This is a genomic window from Pseudoalteromonas sp. XMcav11-Q, assembly GCF_040104525.1.
Classification (GTDB): domain Bacteria; phylum Pseudomonadota; class Gammaproteobacteria; order Enterobacterales; family Alteromonadaceae; genus Pseudoalteromonas.
On the sequence record NZ_JBECOX010000009.1, the window covers coordinates 173,893 to 190,500 of the forward strand.

A 16,608-nucleotide genomic window follows, 5' to 3' on the forward strand; every position below is an offset into this window, starting at 1 on the left:
TGAAGTTCGAATTTGTAAAAAATTCGAGTCGATTATGCATGTAACTTAATTGTTAGTTTGCGCCATACACGTTCAACGGGTCCCACTTTAAAGAATCGCCCGTAAATCACATTCAATAGCAGCTGCCCTGCCATAATAACAAGCCATAAGAACAAGAGCTCACTGCGACTTAGCGTATTATGTAATCCAAAGCCATAAAATATCACCACCAATAACAGTGACTGTCCAATGTAATTGCTCAGTGCAAATCGACCCACTTGATTTATCGCCTCCAGGGGTTTGAACCGATGCAACCAACGGTTATATAGCAAAGATAACAAAACCAAGTAAACAATCGCTTGCAGCTCCCGGTTAAGTACAATGATCATTTGTTTAGCGTAAGATAACACTGGGATATGTGAACTTTGTAGCCAATGAAAATAGCGAGCTTGAGTGGCATAACACGACACTGCAATCAAGCAAAGTAAAGCCACAACCGCAAATGGGCTAAGTTTAGTCTTTGAGAACAATCCCCATTGAAACAGCTGCGAGCCTATCAGCATCATCATTAGCGTGGACCAAAAAATACTTGAATAAAACAGCTTACCTTTGTGGACCTGCGGGCTGTCAAAGTTTTCCTGCCAATACTCAGTTAAGCTTGGCGTTTCTTCCAAAGTACGATGGATGGCTGTCCGTGGTTCGGTTTTATTCTGCCACCGATTAATCGCTTTTTGCTGGTCTCGTGTGCGAGACGCTTCGTCCACAGTGAGTGCTGCTTGGTAAGCATCGTATTGGGCGATGGTGTGCTCTGCTCTGCCAAAACCTGCAACTAACATAAACGCCAAACAAATTACTATGCTGACTTTGATGGCCCGGGTGCCAAGTAATATGACGGTGGTGGCAATCATTCCTATCACGGCATAGTGATAAAGAATGTCGCCACTCCAAATACAATAAGCATGAACAAGGCCGAGTATAAATAAAGCCACTAGCCTAGCCGCACTTAATTTAATCGCAAATTCAAATGGCTGTTTTTGAAGAATAATGGTGAGACCTGCGCCAAATAACATCGCCAACAGTCCGTAAAACTTGCCCTGAGCAAATACATAAACCCAGTACCTTACCTCACTGTCTATATCCGTCATAAAGCCATATTGGTAACTGCCCCATGGATTGGGATAGGCAAAGCTTTCGATGTTGATAAGTAAAATACATAGGATTGCTATCCCGCGAATAAAGTCGAGGCTGTTAATGCGATTTCTTTCAGGACTAGTCATCGGCATTACCTATGCGGCCCGACTGTCCATCATGGTGAGCAAGCTTTGTGTTTTCGTTATCGAGCAGTGTGGTAATTTGTGCAACCTGCGCGCTAAATTCATCAAATTGCGTGTCACTTAGCTTGGTGTTTTTTGGTTGTTTTAGGGTGAGTGGATTGATGGCTTTTCCATCTTTATGCACTTCATAATGTAAGTGACGCGCCTGCGACAGGCCGGTATTCCCAAGATAACCAATCACATCGCCTTGCTTTACTCGCCCCCCAGCCTTGAGACCGTTCGCAAAGCCATTTAAGTGAGCATAAAGTGTTTGATAGCCTTTACCGTGATCTAACACTACGCGATTACCAAAGCTGCCGCCCCACCCAGCTTTGAGTACTCTTCCAGAACCCGCAGCCATAATAGGCGTACCAACAGGCGCACCAAAATCGATACCTTTGTGCATTCGGGTATAGCCCAATACTGGGTGATGACGTTTACCGAAGTTTGACGATAATCGAGCACCGTTAAGGGGCGTTTTCATTAGAAAGCTTTGCGCGAGGGTACCATCTGAGTGGTAAAAAGCGGTCGTTCCGCTATTATCAGTAAACCGGTATAAGCGGTATTTTTCTTTTCCTGAAAGTAGCGCAACATGTTGTAATTCTATGGGTTTGGAGATTTGCTTGAGTAACTCTTCGGCTGCCACAAGCTGCTGTTCTTGAAATACAAAATCAATTTGATCGCCGGCATATACTTCTCTTTGAAAATCGACAAGGTGAGATAAGGCGACAATACTTTGATTGATAATGTCGTTAGGCACCCCAATTTTGCTGGCGTCCACAAAAAAGCTAGAATCTATGCTTGTCGATAAACGCTTTGTTTGCGTGACGGTTTCAAGCTCACTTAGCGATGCATGCCACTGCTCATCCACTCTTTTAATCTCAATAACCTGGGCAAATGCATATTCAAAGCGGATCTGCTGTACTTGTCCGTCTACAAGCTCTGCTTCTATTAACTGTCCAGCCTTGAGTTTAGTCAGTGATGTCCACGTACTCACGGCTTGTTCCACCAGCCAACTATCGCGGTCACTGAACGCAAACTCACTTAAGAGATTCGCTAAACTCTCACCCGATTTAAGCTCAAGTAAACGAATATCTTGAACTGGCTTTAGCTCCTGAGTGATTTGGATTTGGGCCGTGACTGAGTCTTCAGCGGATCTATTGAATACAACAACTTGACCTTGTTCTGCTTGTACCGACACAAGCGTATTCTCTTGCGCTTTATTGACAGAATGAGTCTGCTCGGGCTGTTTCGAGCAGCCAAAAGTTGCCATCATTGCAATGGCAATAGAAAGCTTTTTAATCATGTTAATTTTCCAATAAGGTCAGCGGATCAATCCGCGTGTTGTTATGCAGAGCTTCTAGATGTAGATGTGGACCAGTGACTCGACCGGTTTCACCTATAGTACCGATCACTTCTCCTTGTGATACTTGCTCACCTACTTCAACATCAATGCTATCAAGGTGTGCGTAAAGGCTTTGATAACCATTGTCATGATGGATCAACACCACTTTACCGTAATTCTCAGGCAAGGTTTTATCATCAGCAATCGTGACCGTACCACTGGCAACCGCCATCGCAGGTTCACCAACGCCGCCAGCTAAATCCAGTCCTTGATGTGCTTTATTGTGACGAAAGTTCGATACATGCCCAAACCTTGATGTTATTTCAGGGGTGACGACCGGGTATGTCCATGTTTTACTCACCATCGCCGTGCCCATTGTCCATTGAATATTGCCATAGGCTAAACCTGAACTAAGCAACACAAAAAACCCTATCAACACAAGATTACTTGGCTTCTTTTTAGATTTAAGAATAACGCTAAAACGCTTTTTATAGTCATCTAAAGTCAGTGAATTAGACGCAAAACTTGCTGTCATATTCATCGTTTTCGGCTGCGCAGCAGCCCGTTTTAAAGAGTTCATTAATGCTTTGCTATAAGCCAAAGGCTCAAGGCTGTGCTTCGCTATCGTCACCTCATCACAGCGATATTCCATCGCTCGAATAAAGCCCTGTTCCATTTTTGCAATAAACGGGTTAAACCAAGCAAGCGTCGCGAGTATTCGCCAAATTACGACAGCAATATGGTCGCCTTTATCTATGTGGGTTAACTCATGCAGAATAAGTGCTTGCTGCTCTGCCTCTGGTAGCGTGTCAAATTCCACTGGCAAATACACTTTAGGTTGCCACAGTCCGAACACAAAAGGAGAGCAAGTAATTGGCAATTGATAGCAACTCCGTGCGCCGAACTTTATTTTTGATGCAGTACTACAAAGGTGTTTTACGCGCCAATACTGTCGCCCAAGTACCAAAAGATGAGCGATTAGCCCAACGCAATAAACTATAAATAAAGCCATAAGCGTCAGGTTTAGCCAATCCGACCCAACTTGAGTGCGCTTCGTCATTGCCAGCAGCGGCTCTGCAAATTGTTGTAAATTGGCATTAAACAAGATGGCTGGAATGGCGTTGTGTTGCTCCATGTGCTCAAGTGGGATCCAAGGCACAAAAGTCACTGCCAGCACGCCCCACCAAAGTCCTTTATTCTGTACATACCGAGCGGAAAATTTCACTCCAAGCGCGTACGTTAAGCCACTAAGCGCCACCCACAGCAAGACCGAAAGTAATATTAGTTCCATACCCTACTCTTTATCACCTTGCGTCTTAGCTAACTCATCTAACATGGCTTCCAATTCATCTAATTCATCCGCTGCAATTAACTTACTATCTGAAAACATAGCGATTGGAAGAGGCTCATCCAACTCCATGATTTGCTTTGCAAACTCTTGGGCATAAAGTGCGAGAGTCGGTACCTTAGCAAGGACAGCTGAGTATATTTTTTTATTGCCTTGCATTTGCTCGGCGAGATAACCCTTTTCACACATTCTCTCAAGAGTTTTTCGAGTTGATGAGTAGCTCCAGCTGAGCTTTGCTCCAATTTCTGTGTGAATTTCTTTGCCCGTTCTTGGCTGTTCACGCCAAAGGATCTTTAAAACGATTAGTTCGGTTGAGTTAGGTTTCATTGTTTTTCTCACAACTGCGACATATGTCACACACTAACAAACAAAAATATGCGACACAAGTCGCACATTGTGTTTTTTTAATTTTCACCACGAAAAATGGCGACATTATCAACAGCACTTATACTTCAAGTTGATATGCAAAAAATGAGTTATCTGTAGTGCTAGAGCTAATTTGGGCCTGTTGACCTTTGCTGTTTGATTTTTGTTCTTCTGAGTGTGTTTTGGTCGCGACGCTCGACTTGCCGCCTAGTAATCTAGGCAAAAGTTGAGCAACAATGAACAAAGCGCACTCAGATGAACCCAAAGGGCAGCGCTTGATTAGCATTTCTACTGTGTTATAGCCAGACTTACATAGAATGACTATGCTACGCTGGCTCTGCCTTGTATAAATACCAATCAAACTGCTGCAAAAACAAACTTGAAAGATCAACAGGCCCTAATATTCGCCATAAACTATGGCTGCTAATTGTGTTTCCGGTCATTGCGCTTGCCTTACTGCTTGGATATGCTTTTAACCGTTACGCTTACCTTGAGTCAGAAGTAGAATCTCTATACGCCGATCGTGTTGTGCCGCTTATTCAAATAAAAAAAGTATCAGATCACGGTGCGATTCAGGTTGTCGACATACTTCATAAGTATCGTGCAGGGTTGGTCCCCAAAGACGAGGTGCTGGTGCAAATAGCAGATGCTACTCGGGTCATGAACGACGCGTGGCAACGCTACCTAAATACTTATTTGGTGACGGCGGAGCAAGTCAAGGTCGAACTCATTGAGTTTCAAATGCAGGCCGTATTTACGCAGATTGCCACAATCCAAAGCGCGATAGATCAAGGAACATTTTTAGCTATTCCACAAAATCAGTTTGTTACTGCACTCTATGAAAAGTTCGATCCGTTAACTGCATCATTACAAGTACTCACCGAAGTACAAAATGATGTTGCACTCGGTATTGTGAAACAAACCGAGCAACAATTTAGCCAACTCAAGCTGCTGCTCACTACTTTTTCTGTGATCGTATTGGTGAGCTTAATTGCCGTTGGCTTCGCTTTATACCGCTCTATTCAACATCCAATCAATCATATTCGCTCGCAAATTAATCACATTATTGAGAGCTCGAGTCTTGAAAAACGTATCGACATTGATAACCACAATGAATTGACTGATGTTAGCCATGCCATCAATCAGCTCCTTAGCCATATTCAAGTGATCCACCAGCAATTAGTAGAGGCGGAAAAATTATCGAGCCTAGGTAGTTTAGTTTCAGGATTGGCTCACGAGGTAAATACCCCACTTGGCGTTTCAATAACCGCCATATCATCCTGCCAAGAGCAAGTGGATGTGATGGAAACTGGCATGAAAGCGCAGCGTCTGTCGCACCCTGAGTTTTTAGAAATCATGGCGGCATTGGATTCTGGGTTGTCTATCGCAGAGCGAAACCTTGGCAAAACGGCAAAGTTGGTACAAGAGTTCAAGAATATCTCCGCAGAGCAAGAAACGGACGTTGAGCAACTTGTCGACCTAGAAGCCGTTATTCGCGATTATTGCGAACAAACGGCACGTTTCCAGTTAAAGATGCGCGTTGAATTTAGCGCAACAGGAAAACTGGAACAACTGGTCAAAATCAACGTTAATGCGCTACAGCAAACCTTATTACAACTGCTTGAGAATGCCCGAATTCACGGCTATAGCGATGATATTAATACCCAGCCCTTTGCTGCTGTTCGTTTAGAGATCACTGACAATAAAATATTTATTCGAGTCAAAGACGAAGGCATCGGTATGAGTAATGAGGTCCTAAACCGGATCTTCGAGCCCTTTTACACCACAGCTCGCCAACATGGTCATGCCGGGCTTGGACTTTCCGTCACCTATAATCTCGTCAAAAAACATTTAAAAGGTGACTTAAAAGTCAATTCCAAAGCCGGAAATGGCACCACTTTTACCATCTTGTTGGCGAACAAAACGTTGGCACAAACCGCCTAACCAACTTGTGCCCTAATAGCATGCTTAACGAGTGACAAAACCTCCGTTAACAAACAAAGTTTGCCCAGTCGTCCAGCGTGATTGCTCCGACGCAAGATAAAGCACCGCAGGAGTAATATCGTCTACTTGCCCTAGCCGGTTCATTACACTTGCAGACTGCAAATAATTAACGGTTTGCTCGTTTTCTTCGCCACGGAAAAAGTCTGTGTCAATTGGACCTGGTGCAATAGTATTGACGGTCACTCCTCGATGTCCGATTTCCTTTGCCAGCGCACGAGTGAAATGCTCAAGTGGTGCTTTTGAGCCAGCATAGAGCGCATAATTTCCAGTAAATGCTGCCAGCAGCGAAGTGCCCATATTAATGATCCGACCGTTATCACGAATATGTTTAGCGGCTTCTTGCATCACAAAAAATGCCCCTTTACAGTTGATCCCAAATAGCCTGTCAAAATCTTCCTCGCTATATTCAACAAACGGTTTTTTGCTGATAGTGCCGGCATTGTTGATAACGATATCTACGCCGCCAAACTCACTAATAATATGCTCAAATATATTCATTACTTGCGCTTTATTGCTGACATCTCCGTGTACTAGCGTCGTCCTAACACCCAGCGCTTCAACTTCCTTCTGGGTTTCAAATGCTTGTAGTTTAGAATGGGCACTATGATAGTGAATAACAAGATTAGCGCCTTGCTTTGCCAGCGCAATAGCAAAATCCTTCCCCATATTTTTGGCTGACCCAGTGATAAACGCAACCTTACCTGTTAATTGCTTAGACATACCTATTTCTCCTACTTGAAATATTCAATCGACTTTTAGTGTAGCTAGGTGAAAGGGATACAGGTATAGTGATTTTAGTCATTTACTAATTGCATTTTTTACATCCGCTATGAAATCGATTACTGAAGAAGATTTATTTGTTCTTACCGTTGAATCTGGCAGCCTCAAATCTGCGGCTGAGGTGATAGGTACCGATCCGTCCTCGGTAAGCCGAAAGCTCGCAAACTTAGAAAGTCGATTAGGAGTAAAACTTTTACAGCGCTCCACTAAACAAACAGCCGCAACTGAGGTTGGGCTTGAGTACTATAAAGGCGTAAAGCAATTACTTGATGAAAAAAGGGAATTAGAAGAGTCGATTTCAGGCACCTCAGCACTGCCTTCTGGAACATTGAGGGTTGCAGCCCCACACGACTTCGCCGAGCGCTTCATTGCACCTGTGGTACAAACCATGATAACCACCTATCCAGAGCTCAATATCGAGTTACTGCTCGGCAGTCATTTTGAAGATCTCAAGGCTAAACAAATCGATATTGCAATTAGGATTGGCAAACTGGATGACTCCTCCTTGATCTGCCGACAACTAGGTCATGTACCACGGGTCTTGGTGGCCTCTAAATCGTATATTGAACGCATGGGGCAACCACAACGCTTTAGCGATTTAAGCAAACTGGACTTTATCTTTTACAATAAACCTAAACTTGATAATCAGCTCATTCTCGGTAAAGGCCTGCACCGTGAAGCCGTCGCGGTAAGTGGTAAACTCATCGCCAACAGTGTTGCAGTGCTAAAAAATTGGGTAAATGCTGGCCTTGGTGTGCATTACGGGCCGCTATGGGCATTTAAAGATGAATTAGCTATAGGCAGTTGTGTACAGCTACTACCTGAACTACACGATGAAAGCTATCCTATTCACGCGCTGTACTTGTCGAAGCAATATACTCCCGCAAAGGTACGGGAGTTTGTTGAGCTATTGACTTCAACCTATCAGCAATACCGCTTCGATTGAATCAAATTAGCCAATTTCAAACGAAGTTACACCGAACACTCGCGTTAATGGCAAATCGGGGCGTTCAGCGGTGTACATTCTTGCGGTTTCAAAAGAAAGCGACATCTTGTACTTTTGTGCAAGCGTAACAGCAGCGGCATTTACTTCTGGCACATCCAAGTAAATGGCCTCAGTTGCTGATACCTTGGACCTAAGCGCTAAGAAGAGTGTTTCTGCAAGTTCTACGTTATCAGCGTAAAGAGGGCCTATTTTATAGCCGACGTGACAAGGACGGATCACACCTATGGCTACAAGTGTGTCATCCTGTTTAATGCCTAAAGCGTGGCAGTTTGGCTGGTTAATCCAAGCGTCAACAAAGGCTACTCTTTTTGCTGGGAAAAACGCACTGTCGTAAGCAATGACCTCTTCTATCGGTAATCTTTCAAGTGCCACTAAGTTTGTGCAATCAGGCGTTTCGCCGCCACCCACTCCTTCGTAGCGAATATTACGATAGGCGAGCTTAAAACCCGATTTTTTGTAATTCTCTTGCTGCGCGACCACTCCATCCAGTGCGACGTTACAACCAGCTAAATATTGAAGTCCAGCCTGCCAAATCTGCATCCCATAACCCTTACCTCGATATTCTGGTTTAACAATATAAAAGCCTAAAAAACCAAATGAATCATCGTACTTAACCACCGAAATCGAAGCGATAGGTTCATCGCCTAGATAGCCAATTAAAAAGCCATTCGGATCGGCCTGATAGTAGCACCGTGCGTCGCTAAGCCCAGGGTTCCACCCTTCTTGCAGAGCCCACTTTGCTGCAATTTCTAATTCAGTTAAATCCATTACTTTTATTTTAAATGTTCTATTTTCCATGGCGTATCTACTTTTCTCACCTGATGTAGTTTGTATTATAGCGGACAATCCTGCACTGCAATGGCCCTATCATAAGCATGATAAGCTACAAATTTGGAGAAAATATAAAGGACAGGCACGCTGCCGCCCGAACAATTATTATCACTGATTGATTTTCCACACACATCGCTATATGGTGTGCACCAAATATAAGCCTAACGTATTAATTACCAAAAAAAATAAACCATAAAAAGGAGTTATTTTATGGCCCTCTACATTAAAGATTCGGCAGTCACATGCTCTGCGACAAAAGTGTTACAAGCGACTGATTTTTACAAACCATTCCCAAGCAGCCAAGATGTTGCGTTTAATGACACTCAGCTATTACCAATAGGACTACTTGCCTATTCAAAGTTAGACGTAAACAGCGATGATAATGTGCTTATCGCATTACCGATTTCTATGGAGATTTTTGATGGCGACCTTCCTTATATCTCCTACTCACTGACAGACAATGGGTGGCAGGTTGACGCTCACAACGTTGACAACCTAAGTGAAGAGAAGGAGGATTTTGAAGACTATAGCGAATACTATCAGCAAGCAGCCAGCTTCTACGCCAAACATCAACGACTTAACTACTCTCTTGACGAAAACGAAGAAAGCGATCCGCTATTTGAATTCGGCGGCCAACCCATACTCGGTTGCAATTGGGACGCCTATTTGTGGGATGAAGAAGGTGATGACGAAACGTGCTATTTTGACGCTATGGAAGAGCAAAGTGGCGAGAATTACAGCCACTACTCCACTCGTGAAATTGGCTTTTTTGATGAAGAGCACGGTGTAGATTTTACGTACCTTGGTACTTTCTGCTTCTCCACTTATTTTGAGGGTGGTGGTGAAGGGATTGTTTTTTTAGTGCTAAACACAAGAGAGTATTGGTTATCACCGAGTTTTCTTAAGTTCAATTAAATTCTCTCAAGGCACGATAACGGAAGTCGCCGTGCCTTTTCATCCTCTGTTGGGTCGGGGCAACAACGACCCTAAGCAAACTTTAAGTGAACCGATACACCCGTTTCACTACTTTCAATCATCACCTCTACAGAAAACTTCTCACAAAGACGCTTTACTAGCGATAAGCCAATGCCTGTACCTAAACTATTAGGACCCCGCATGCCAGACTCAAAGGCTTGCTCGTTTACCGTAAAGATCTCTGGTAACCCTTGGCCATTATCCGCAATCGTTAGTGTATTATCTCTGTAACGAATATGAATTTGCTCGCCTTGGCTATGATGTACAGCGTTCTGTAACAGGTTTTGCACTACCAATCTTAGCTCCTGCGCGGCCATAGGAACAAATACATTGCCGGGTAAGTCAATACTTAGGACTTTATGCTCAAACAGCGCTTGATTATTAATAATGCAGGCTTCAATCACGGATTGTAGATTAGTCTGCTCCGGTGTATTTGCTTTTTCCCGGGCAAGGGCAAGTAACGCTTCTAGTGTTAGCTGCATCTGCTGATCAGACTCCGCTATCCTTGCCACCAGCTCTTGCTGTTTACTGTTTAACTCAGTGTGGTTGAGTAAACTGACCGCCCCTTGGGAAATGGTGACAGGTGTTCTCAATTCATGGGAAATATCTCTGGTAAATTGGCGTTCACGCTCAACGAATGCTCGAATGCGAGCAAGGGCCGATTCTAGCGTTTGTGCAAATTTACCAATTTCATTTTGCGAAAACTGAGATGCAAAATTGGTCGGTAGGTTTTCAACGGGACTCGCCTCTACAATAGCCATAAGCTCATCCAAAGGTTTAAGTAATTTTTTTGCCAGCTTTACCGTACCGAGCGCTAACAATAACGCGATTACTAATCCAATCACCAATAAGGTCAGTGAAAAACCAAGCATTAAGCCTCGAAGTTCGCGCACCACAAGATGGCCGCTTACTTCAGCAAGCAATAAACCTTGTCCACGGTCATCCTTGTTTAGAAAGGCGATATGATAATGTTTACCCGCCTCAGCGCTAAACTCTTTACGGTTTGGTTCCTCAGCGAGTAGCGTTCTTACCACCGCGGGTAAAGTGTCGGTTGTAGGATGAAATGTGACGAAGTCAAAATGTGCTTTTGGTGTCTCGTTATTGACGATTTGAAGCGCTATCTGCTTTCTTTCATCCTCTAAAATTTGATAAAAAAAACTGTCTTCTATGATGTAGCTAAAAAGCAAAGTGATCAGTGAAAATAATACACTGAGCAACACGACGATAGAGACAAAATAAGTGATGATGCGGTTTCTTAGTTGTTTTGTTTTCATTTTTCTCAGTTGCAATTTCAGCTATAAATCCAGCACTAAGCCAACGCTGTGAATGGTTTTAATAATGGCAGTTGGAAATGGCTTATCTACCGCTTTACGTAATTGGTAGATGTGTGACCGTAAAGAGTCCGAGTCAGTGCCCTCCTCGCCCCAAATACGCTCAACGAGCTCACTCTTTGATACCGCTCGAGGGTAACTTTCCATCAAAATTTTAAGAATATTGAACAATATGGGCGGTAGCACGAGTACAGTTTCACCTCGTGTTACCGTTTGATTTTGATAGTTGAGCGTAACCTGTTTATCTGCGTCCCCTACACTGAGTGTTCTTGCAGCAGGAGTGGGATTTAATCGGCAAGTTAATGCGCTGACTCGAGCAGCTAGCTCCTCTAGCGAGAAAGGTTTGGTGAGGTAATCATCCGCACCCTGCGCAAATCCTGCTAATTTATCATCCAAGGTATCTCGAGCAGTTAACATGATGATGGGAATATGCCTGTCGGCTTGAAGCCTTAATCGCTGACAGACCTCAAGCCCTTCAATATCTGGCAGCATAATATCCAAAATAATACAGTCAAAATATTGCGTTAATGCAAGCTCACAACCCTGCTCTCCCGTATAAGCAAAGTCCAGATTATGTCCCTGCATATCGAAGTAATCGGCTATATTACTTGCAATCGCGGGGTTGTCTTCAATCACTAAAATATTGAGTTGTGAGCTTGCTTTCATTAATACCAGCCTTGTAGTTTTTTGTAGTAGCCTTCAGGCAAGAGATGCCCACCTTCAATGACTACATGATGTTTTTGCACACTCGCAATGGCTTCAAATAGTGCTTCATTTTCACGCTCGCTTGTGTATTCATCGTCATCAGCCGAGACCAACCACACCTTGGGAGAATCAACTGCCGTCGCAAAGTTTTTAATCGCCACTCGTGCCACAGCGTTAGTCAGGTAAGGCGGCACAATTGATAATACATTATCTACTCGTTTATCCAGCGCCGCTAGAATTAAACTGATTTGACCTCCCATGCTATATCCCGCAACACTGATTTGGTCTTGATCAAATTGCGGTTGAGTTGCAATCCAATCAAGCAGTACCCTGTGATCCTTTACCGAATCAATAATTAACTTTTCGTACGGTTCGCGCTTGCCCCACCAATCTAAATCATCCATTATTTTAAAAATACCATGTTCGAGATCTTTACGCTTACCATGATTTCTTGAATCAATGGCCACCACGGCATACCCGCTTGCTAGTGCCATTTTGGTAAGTTCATCGGTTTGCTCAAACGTATCATATCCTCTAAAACTCTCCTGCATCCAACGCACATAACTACGAGCCATCGCATGGACACCCACCATGATAGGCATTGGTTTACTAGCATCGTAATTAGTGGGGTAAATGATTTGGCCATTCACTTTATCACCGTCAAAACTAATGTATTCGAGTGAAAATTGATTGCCCTCGAGCGGCGATAGCTTTACCTCCACCGCCTTTTGCTCATAGCTATATATTTGCGTTAATTCCTCTGGCGTAACGCTGTATGGCTTTAATCCAAATACTGCATACCAAACAGCGGCAACGCCCGCGATAATTCCAGTCACTACTAACATTGCTTTTCTCCAGTTTTGCTTAACCATAAACTTTCTCTTTTAGTGCAATCAAACTCTCCGCCGTACCGTGCTTTTTAAGCGCTGCTTTTATTGTGGATTTTGCGCCAGATACATCATTTAGTTTGAGCTGTGCATTTACTAGCGCTTCGTACAACATGGGGTGATCGATATCTGCAAGGGTTAATTGCATCAACTCAATGGCCACGGCAAGTTGATGAGCAGTTTGCGCATGCTGCGCTTGATATAAACCAGAGATCCCGAGCAACATAGGATCAAATGATGACTTATCCGCTAAATAACGCGCCTTCGCTTTGCTACTATCTGAAAAGAACTCTTCTACCAACAAGATACTTTCATCGTCTTTGAATCGCGGTAACTCGCTTACCGTCAGACCTAGCGCCGCAACCATCGCTTTAGCAGTGTCTACCGTAGAAAAAGGGTTTTGCCCTGTGATCAATTGACCGTCAATACTGACCTGATTCAACATCAACCCGTCTTGCACAAACGATGCTCCACGTTCAATGAGTTTATCTTCAAGTAGGAATGGAAACTGTTTGGTCCACTTTTTACCAAACGCTGCTTCTTCTTCGTTGGTAAAGCCATTTACTCGCTTGCCAGCGATTAAGTACTCTCCATTTTCAAGCTTTACATCCACCAATGCAGCAGGACCATGACAAACCGCACCAATCACGCCGTTGTTAACGTAGATATCACGAATAATCGCCTGTAACGGCTTGGAGTCATGCAAGTCGAACATTGGGCCTTTGCCCCCAACCACAAATACAGCATCGTATTGCGAGGGCTCTAACTCTCTCAGTCTTTTAGTGTTTTTAAGCTGCACCATCGCTGTCGTATCGTTACTGTATGCTTGATTGTAGGGTTTGTTCTTATCGAACTTATCGGCAAGTGGTTCACCGCCCTTTGGCGAGGCTAACGTGACTTTTATGCCATTTTGTTTGAACACGGCATACGCTTTACTGAGCTCGTCAAATTCAAATCCAGGTTTGCTTAAAGAGCCATCAGCCCCCATTTCGCCATAACTACTGAGCACCATGAGCACATGAGGTGTATTTTTATCTTGCGCAACCACATTGATTGAAGTTGCTGATAAGGCAGCAACGAGAGATAAGGTTAATAGTGATTTGTTCATCATCCTGTCCTCGGGCCTGTTGACCCTTGTGTTGTTTTGTTACAGACACTTTATGCGGACAGGTGTGAAATGGATGTGAAGTCAATTCACATGATTTAAAAAGCGAAAAACAGTTAATTATGATGTTAAAGGCTTTGGAAATTTTGCTCTCACGTCATCTATTAAGCGCTTGCGTGAGCTACGTTCACGCTCATGAGGCGCAAATAATGCACTGGCCTCATCCAATAAATCGACCACTTGGTGAAGGTTGGTTAGTTCATCTGAACTCAAGTGTTCATCTCTTGCCAAATACTCATTGATGATAACGATGGCGGCTTCTTTATTTGCAATATCTTCAGGTAAACCCGTTTTAGTACAAAGTCCGTAAATACCGTCAAGGAAGTGTTGCCACTCACTTTCTAAGTGCGCGTCGATGTCTTGATCCAGCTTTGCACCTCTCGGATTAAAGCCTTGCGCTTTTAATCTATGCAGTTGGTTTTTATAACGTTTACTAAAGAGTGTAAAGGCTTGTGCTTCATCCGTTACTTGTGATACCGCACCAAGCCACACTAAAGCGCCTTGCGGATAAAATTCTAGGCAGCTTTCATCACTGTGCTCACCAAAGAAAGAATCACATTCAAGCTTTAATGCTAACTTATAGGCGGCTTTTGGCATCAAACGCTTTTCAATTAACATAGCCAATTCAAGATGGGATAACTGCGACTCGCGTAGCAAAGTCTCTTTGGTAATAAAATGCGTCTGCAGATAGGTAAGTAGCTCCATTAATTATTCCTTTGAATTAGTTAGCTTTATTTTTGCCGTGAGCGCAGTCGCGATGATAATCAAGCCAAGCAAGTTGATGTTTACGGCTATGGTTTCTAGGTTCAACTGAACCGTTAATAGCAGCCCTGATGAAAATTGGATTAGCGTATCATCGACGACTACGCCAACGGACATAAGCGCGCCGAGCACTGCTGCCCAACTTAAGGCCCTGAGTTGCTTTTGATATAACTTATACGCGACCATCAAGCATAAAAAGCTTGCTGTAAAGTCGAGGATTAACGTCAATTCCGGATGGTTAAATACACCCAGTACTGACAATACCACCCCTGCAAAGCCGGCTGCAGCTACTAAGAAAGTCGTGATTTTTGAACTGATTATGTGATGAGAGAACATTGCTTTATTATTATTAGTTGGGTTAGCAGCAGTATAACCGCTAACCCTTTGCGTAAAAAATATTATCGTACCTTTTTCACCATTTCTTCAATATATTTGATGGCAATAAATGGATCTGTTTCATCAAACAGGTGAGATGCATATTTCATGGTAATGGGCGTAACATTATCACCAATTTCTTGCAGCTTTATTTGGGAGCCTTTTGAAGTTTGAGTATAAACATCAACATCAGCATAACTCATACCAGTAGAGCGGATAGTCACATAAGGGATCCCTCGCGACAGTATGGTAACTGGCATTTTCCGGTTGATTCTATACATCTCTGTATGGGCAGAAGCTTCTTCAAAATCTTCTAATGAATGAGTATCTCGCTCCCAGTTGATGATCCATTCCATTATCTTCCATGCTTCTTTAGACATCTTACTTTTCATATCGTGATACCAAGACTCATGAGCGATATCAATAAGTACCATCCCTTTCACTTTTTCAGGGTTTCGGTTGGCATAAGCCCTTGCAACAAACCCACCAAAAGAGTGAGGTACAAGTACCAAATTATCCATTTTAGTGGCTTGAGTGAATGCCTCAAGCTCTTGTGTAAGCTCCAACATAGTCCGTACTCGAGGCTTGGCAAAAGTGCTTTTTCCGGTGCCAGCTCTATCATAAAAACATAAGCGATAGCCTTTTGGATTTATGTTATGAATGGTGTTTTTGTAGGTTTCATGAGCATCAAGGCCCATACCAGCTAGTAAAAGTGCGGTAGTCTCGCCCTCTCCTTTGCAAGCATAGGCAAGTTTGTTGCCGTTTATTTCCACATATTGATAATCGTGTTCATGAACTGATTGGTTGGCGCTGGCCACTGAACTGTAAGCGACGAGTCCGAGTACTGCTGATGTTATTGTTTTCATTGTCCTTTCTCATTTTTAAGTTTTCCCAATAACATACTAAATTAGTTTACTCGATAAACGCAACGAAGTTTCAGAAACTTCTGAAACTTTATTGACTCAACGTATAAATGAAATAAGCTACATAACCCATAAACAAGATATCAACTTCTCGACGAATAAGCTTCACGTCAAAAATAAGCAAAGGCACACCGAGCAAAGCGATATAAATAATCTTGATTGCCAACGATGCAAATCTTGCGCTTTGATGGAATGTTAGCTTAAAAAACCACGAGAGTAGAATTTACTACTCCTTGTTTACACTCACTTAATTCACGTTATAGCGCAACTAAACTAAGGGAAAGATTTGTCACTCTTGACGAGCAAAATAACTCATTAGACTGAGACTTTCTATTTGTGTCTAATGCGCGAAAATTAATTAACCTGAACTCGGGATAAAAAGTTAGTTAATCAACTAAAATATCCATGCTCAAAAGCGTAATATCGCTCTGGCCAGATGTTATTTCTTAATACAAGGCAAATTTGTGCGTCAATAGCTGGCCTATTGCAAACAAATTTAACGCTGTAGTAGGG

General features: G+C 43.1%; 16 protein-coding genes. 3 read left to right on the forward strand and 13 right to left on the reverse strand.

The features are described from left to right. Window positions 1-32: 32 nt before the first annotated feature. Genes ABMY45_RS15625 through ABMY45_RS15640 form a run of 4 tightly spaced genes read right to left on the reverse strand, consistent with a single transcriptional unit; the run spans window position 33 to window position 4,312 of the window. Window positions 33-1,256 carry a DUF418 domain-containing protein gene (locus ABMY45_RS15625; protein WP_349289127.1) on the reverse strand — a complete coding sequence of 408 codons (1,224 nt, stop codon included), beginning with the start codon at window positions 1,254-1,256 and terminating at the stop codon, window positions 33-35. Beyond that, window positions 1,249-2,598: a peptidoglycan DD-metalloendopeptidase family protein gene (locus ABMY45_RS15630; RefSeq protein ID WP_349289128.1), complete on the reverse strand. Its 1,350-nt coding sequence runs from the start codon at window positions 2,596-2,598 to the stop codon at window positions 1,249-1,251. The genes ABMY45_RS15625 and ABMY45_RS15630 overlap by 8 nt, the downstream gene beginning before the upstream one ends. Window position 2,599: 1 nt before the next feature. After that, window positions 2,600-3,928, reverse strand: a complete 1,329-nt coding sequence (locus tag ABMY45_RS15635) for a M23/M56 family metallopeptidase (protein WP_349289129.1) — start codon at window positions 3,926-3,928, stop codon at window positions 2,600-2,602. A gap of 3 nt (window positions 3,929-3,931) precedes the next feature. Then, window positions 3,932-4,312, reverse strand: a complete 381-nt coding sequence (locus ABMY45_RS15640) for a BlaI/MecI/CopY family transcriptional regulator (protein WP_130126198.1) — start codon at window positions 4,310-4,312, stop codon at window positions 3,932-3,934. Window positions 4,313-4,780: 468 nt separating this feature from the next. Between ABMY45_RS15640 and ABMY45_RS15645 the strand changes: the two genes are divergently transcribed. Then, entirely contained in the window at window positions 4,781-6,295 is a 1,515-nt protein-coding gene (locus ABMY45_RS15645) for an ATP-binding protein (RefSeq protein WP_349289130.1), read from the forward strand. A gap of 24 nt (window positions 6,296-6,319) precedes the next feature. Here the strand turns inward: ABMY45_RS15645 and ABMY45_RS15650 are convergent, their stop codons facing one another. Continuing rightward, a complete protein-coding gene (locus ABMY45_RS15650; protein WP_349289131.1) occupies window positions 6,320-7,075 on the reverse strand; it encodes an SDR family oxidoreductase in 756 nt (251 codons plus the stop codon). Between the two features lie 109 nt (window positions 7,076-7,184). Here ABMY45_RS15650 and ABMY45_RS15655 point away from each other — a divergent pair, with 109 nt between their 5' ends. Then, window positions 7,185-8,081 carry a LysR family transcriptional regulator gene (locus ABMY45_RS15655; RefSeq protein WP_010604549.1) on the forward strand — a complete coding sequence of 299 codons (897 nt, stop codon included), beginning with the start codon at window positions 7,185-7,187 and terminating at the stop codon, window positions 8,079-8,081. Window positions 8,082-8,087: 6 nt separating this feature from the next. Here the strand turns inward: ABMY45_RS15655 and ABMY45_RS15660 are convergent, their stop codons facing one another. Then, entirely contained in the window at window positions 8,088-8,939 is an 852-nt protein-coding gene (locus ABMY45_RS15660) for a GNAT family N-acetyltransferase (protein ID WP_349289132.1), read from the reverse strand. Between the two features lie 243 nt (window positions 8,940-9,182). Between ABMY45_RS15660 and ABMY45_RS15665 the strand changes: the two genes are divergently transcribed. Then, window positions 9,183-9,887 carry a hypothetical protein gene (locus tag ABMY45_RS15665; RefSeq protein ID WP_349289133.1) on the forward strand — a complete coding sequence of 235 codons (705 nt, stop codon included), beginning with the start codon at window positions 9,183-9,185 and terminating at the stop codon, window positions 9,885-9,887. A gap of 71 nt (window positions 9,888-9,958) precedes the next feature. On the opposite strand, the gene ABMY45_RS15670 is transcribed toward ABMY45_RS15665, so the two are convergent. From ABMY45_RS15670 to ABMY45_RS15700, 7 genes are all read right to left on the reverse strand, one after another. Beyond that, window positions 9,959-11,221, reverse strand: coding sequence for a HAMP domain-containing sensor histidine kinase (locus ABMY45_RS15670; protein WP_253104603.1), 1,263 nt, complete (start codon window positions 11,219-11,221; stop codon window positions 9,959-9,961). 21 nt (window positions 11,222-11,242) lie between these two features. Further along, window positions 11,243-11,944, reverse strand: coding sequence for a response regulator transcription factor (locus tag ABMY45_RS15675; RefSeq protein ID WP_349289134.1), 702 nt, complete (start codon window positions 11,942-11,944; stop codon window positions 11,243-11,245). Next, complete coding sequence (locus ABMY45_RS15680) at window positions 11,944-12,855, reverse strand: alpha/beta fold hydrolase (RefSeq protein ID WP_130126188.1); 912 nt, start codon at window positions 12,853-12,855, stop codon at window positions 11,944-11,946. Before ABMY45_RS15680 ends, ABMY45_RS15675 begins: the two co-directional genes overlap by 1 nt. Next, window positions 12,848-13,981, reverse strand: coding sequence for a DJ-1/PfpI family protein (locus tag ABMY45_RS15685; RefSeq protein WP_349289135.1), 1,134 nt, complete (start codon window positions 13,979-13,981; stop codon window positions 12,848-12,850). Before ABMY45_RS15685 ends, ABMY45_RS15680 begins: the two co-directional genes overlap by 8 nt. 114 nt (window positions 13,982-14,095) lie before the next feature. After that, window positions 14,096-14,740: a DUF6058 family natural product biosynthesis protein gene (locus ABMY45_RS15690; protein ID WP_174169015.1), complete on the reverse strand. Its 645-nt coding sequence runs from the start codon at window positions 14,738-14,740 to the stop codon at window positions 14,096-14,098. Between the two features lie 3 nt (window positions 14,741-14,743). Beyond that, complete coding sequence (locus ABMY45_RS15695; RefSeq protein ID WP_102056643.1) at window positions 14,744-15,133, reverse strand: hypothetical protein; 390 nt, start codon at window positions 15,131-15,133, stop codon at window positions 14,744-14,746. A 62-nt stretch (window positions 15,134-15,195) separates the two neighbouring features. Then, window positions 15,196-16,038, reverse strand: a complete 843-nt coding sequence (locus ABMY45_RS15700; RefSeq protein WP_174169017.1) for an alpha/beta hydrolase — start codon at window positions 16,036-16,038, stop codon at window positions 15,196-15,198. Between the last annotated feature and the right edge of the window lie 570 nt (window positions 16,039-16,608).

Excerpts from the sequence above, each read along its gene's own strand:
- ABMY45_RS15650 (WP_349289131.1), bottom strand. The coding sequence starts at position 7,075 with ATGTCTAAGCAATTAACAGGTAAGGTTGCGTTTATCACTGGGTCAGCC.
- ABMY45_RS15675 (WP_349289134.1), bottom strand. The coding sequence starts at position 11,944 with ATGAAAGCAAGCTCACAACTCAATATTTTAGTGATTGAAGACAACCCC.
- ABMY45_RS15690 (WP_174169015.1), bottom strand. The coding sequence starts at position 14,740 with ATGGAGCTACTTACCTATCTGCAGACGCATTTTATTACCAAAGAGACT.
- ABMY45_RS15635 (WP_349289129.1), bottom strand. The coding sequence starts at position 3,928 with ATGGAACTAATATTACTTTCGGTCTTGCTGTGGGTGGCGCTTAGTGGC.
- ABMY45_RS15640 (WP_130126198.1), bottom strand. The coding sequence starts at position 4,312 with ATGAAACCTAACTCAACCGAACTAATCGTTTTAAAGATCCTTTGGCGT.
- ABMY45_RS15685 (WP_349289135.1), bottom strand. The coding sequence starts at position 13,981 with ATGATGAACAAATCACTATTAACCTTATCTCTCGTTGCTGCCTTATCA.
- ABMY45_RS15695 (WP_102056643.1), bottom strand. The coding sequence starts at position 15,133 with ATGTTCTCTCATCACATAATCAGTTCAAAAATCACGACTTTCTTAGTA.
- ABMY45_RS15625 (WP_349289127.1), bottom strand. The coding sequence starts at position 1,256 with ATGACTAGTCCTGAAAGAAATCGCATTAACAGCCTCGACTTTATTCGC.
- ABMY45_RS15670 (WP_253104603.1), bottom strand. The coding sequence starts at position 11,221 with ATGAAAACAAAACAACTAAGAAACCGCATCATCACTTATTTTGTCTCT.
- ABMY45_RS15660 (WP_349289132.1), bottom strand. The coding sequence starts at position 8,939 with ATGGAAAATAGAACATTTAAAATAAAAGTAATGGATTTAACTGAATTA.
- ABMY45_RS15630 (WP_349289128.1), bottom strand. The coding sequence starts at position 2,598 with ATGATTAAAAAGCTTTCTATTGCCATTGCAATGATGGCAACTTTTGGC.
- ABMY45_RS15700 (WP_174169017.1), bottom strand. The coding sequence starts at position 16,038 with ATGAAAACAATAACATCAGCAGTACTCGGACTCGTCGCTTACAGTTCA.
- ABMY45_RS15665 (WP_349289133.1), top strand. The coding sequence starts at position 9,183 with ATGGCCCTCTACATTAAAGATTCGGCAGTCACATGCTCTGCGACAAAA.
- ABMY45_RS15655 (WP_010604549.1), top strand. The coding sequence starts at position 7,185 with ATGAAATCGATTACTGAAGAAGATTTATTTGTTCTTACCGTTGAATCT.
- ABMY45_RS15680 (WP_130126188.1), bottom strand. The coding sequence starts at position 12,855 with ATGGTTAAGCAAAACTGGAGAAAAGCAATGTTAGTAGTGACTGGAATT.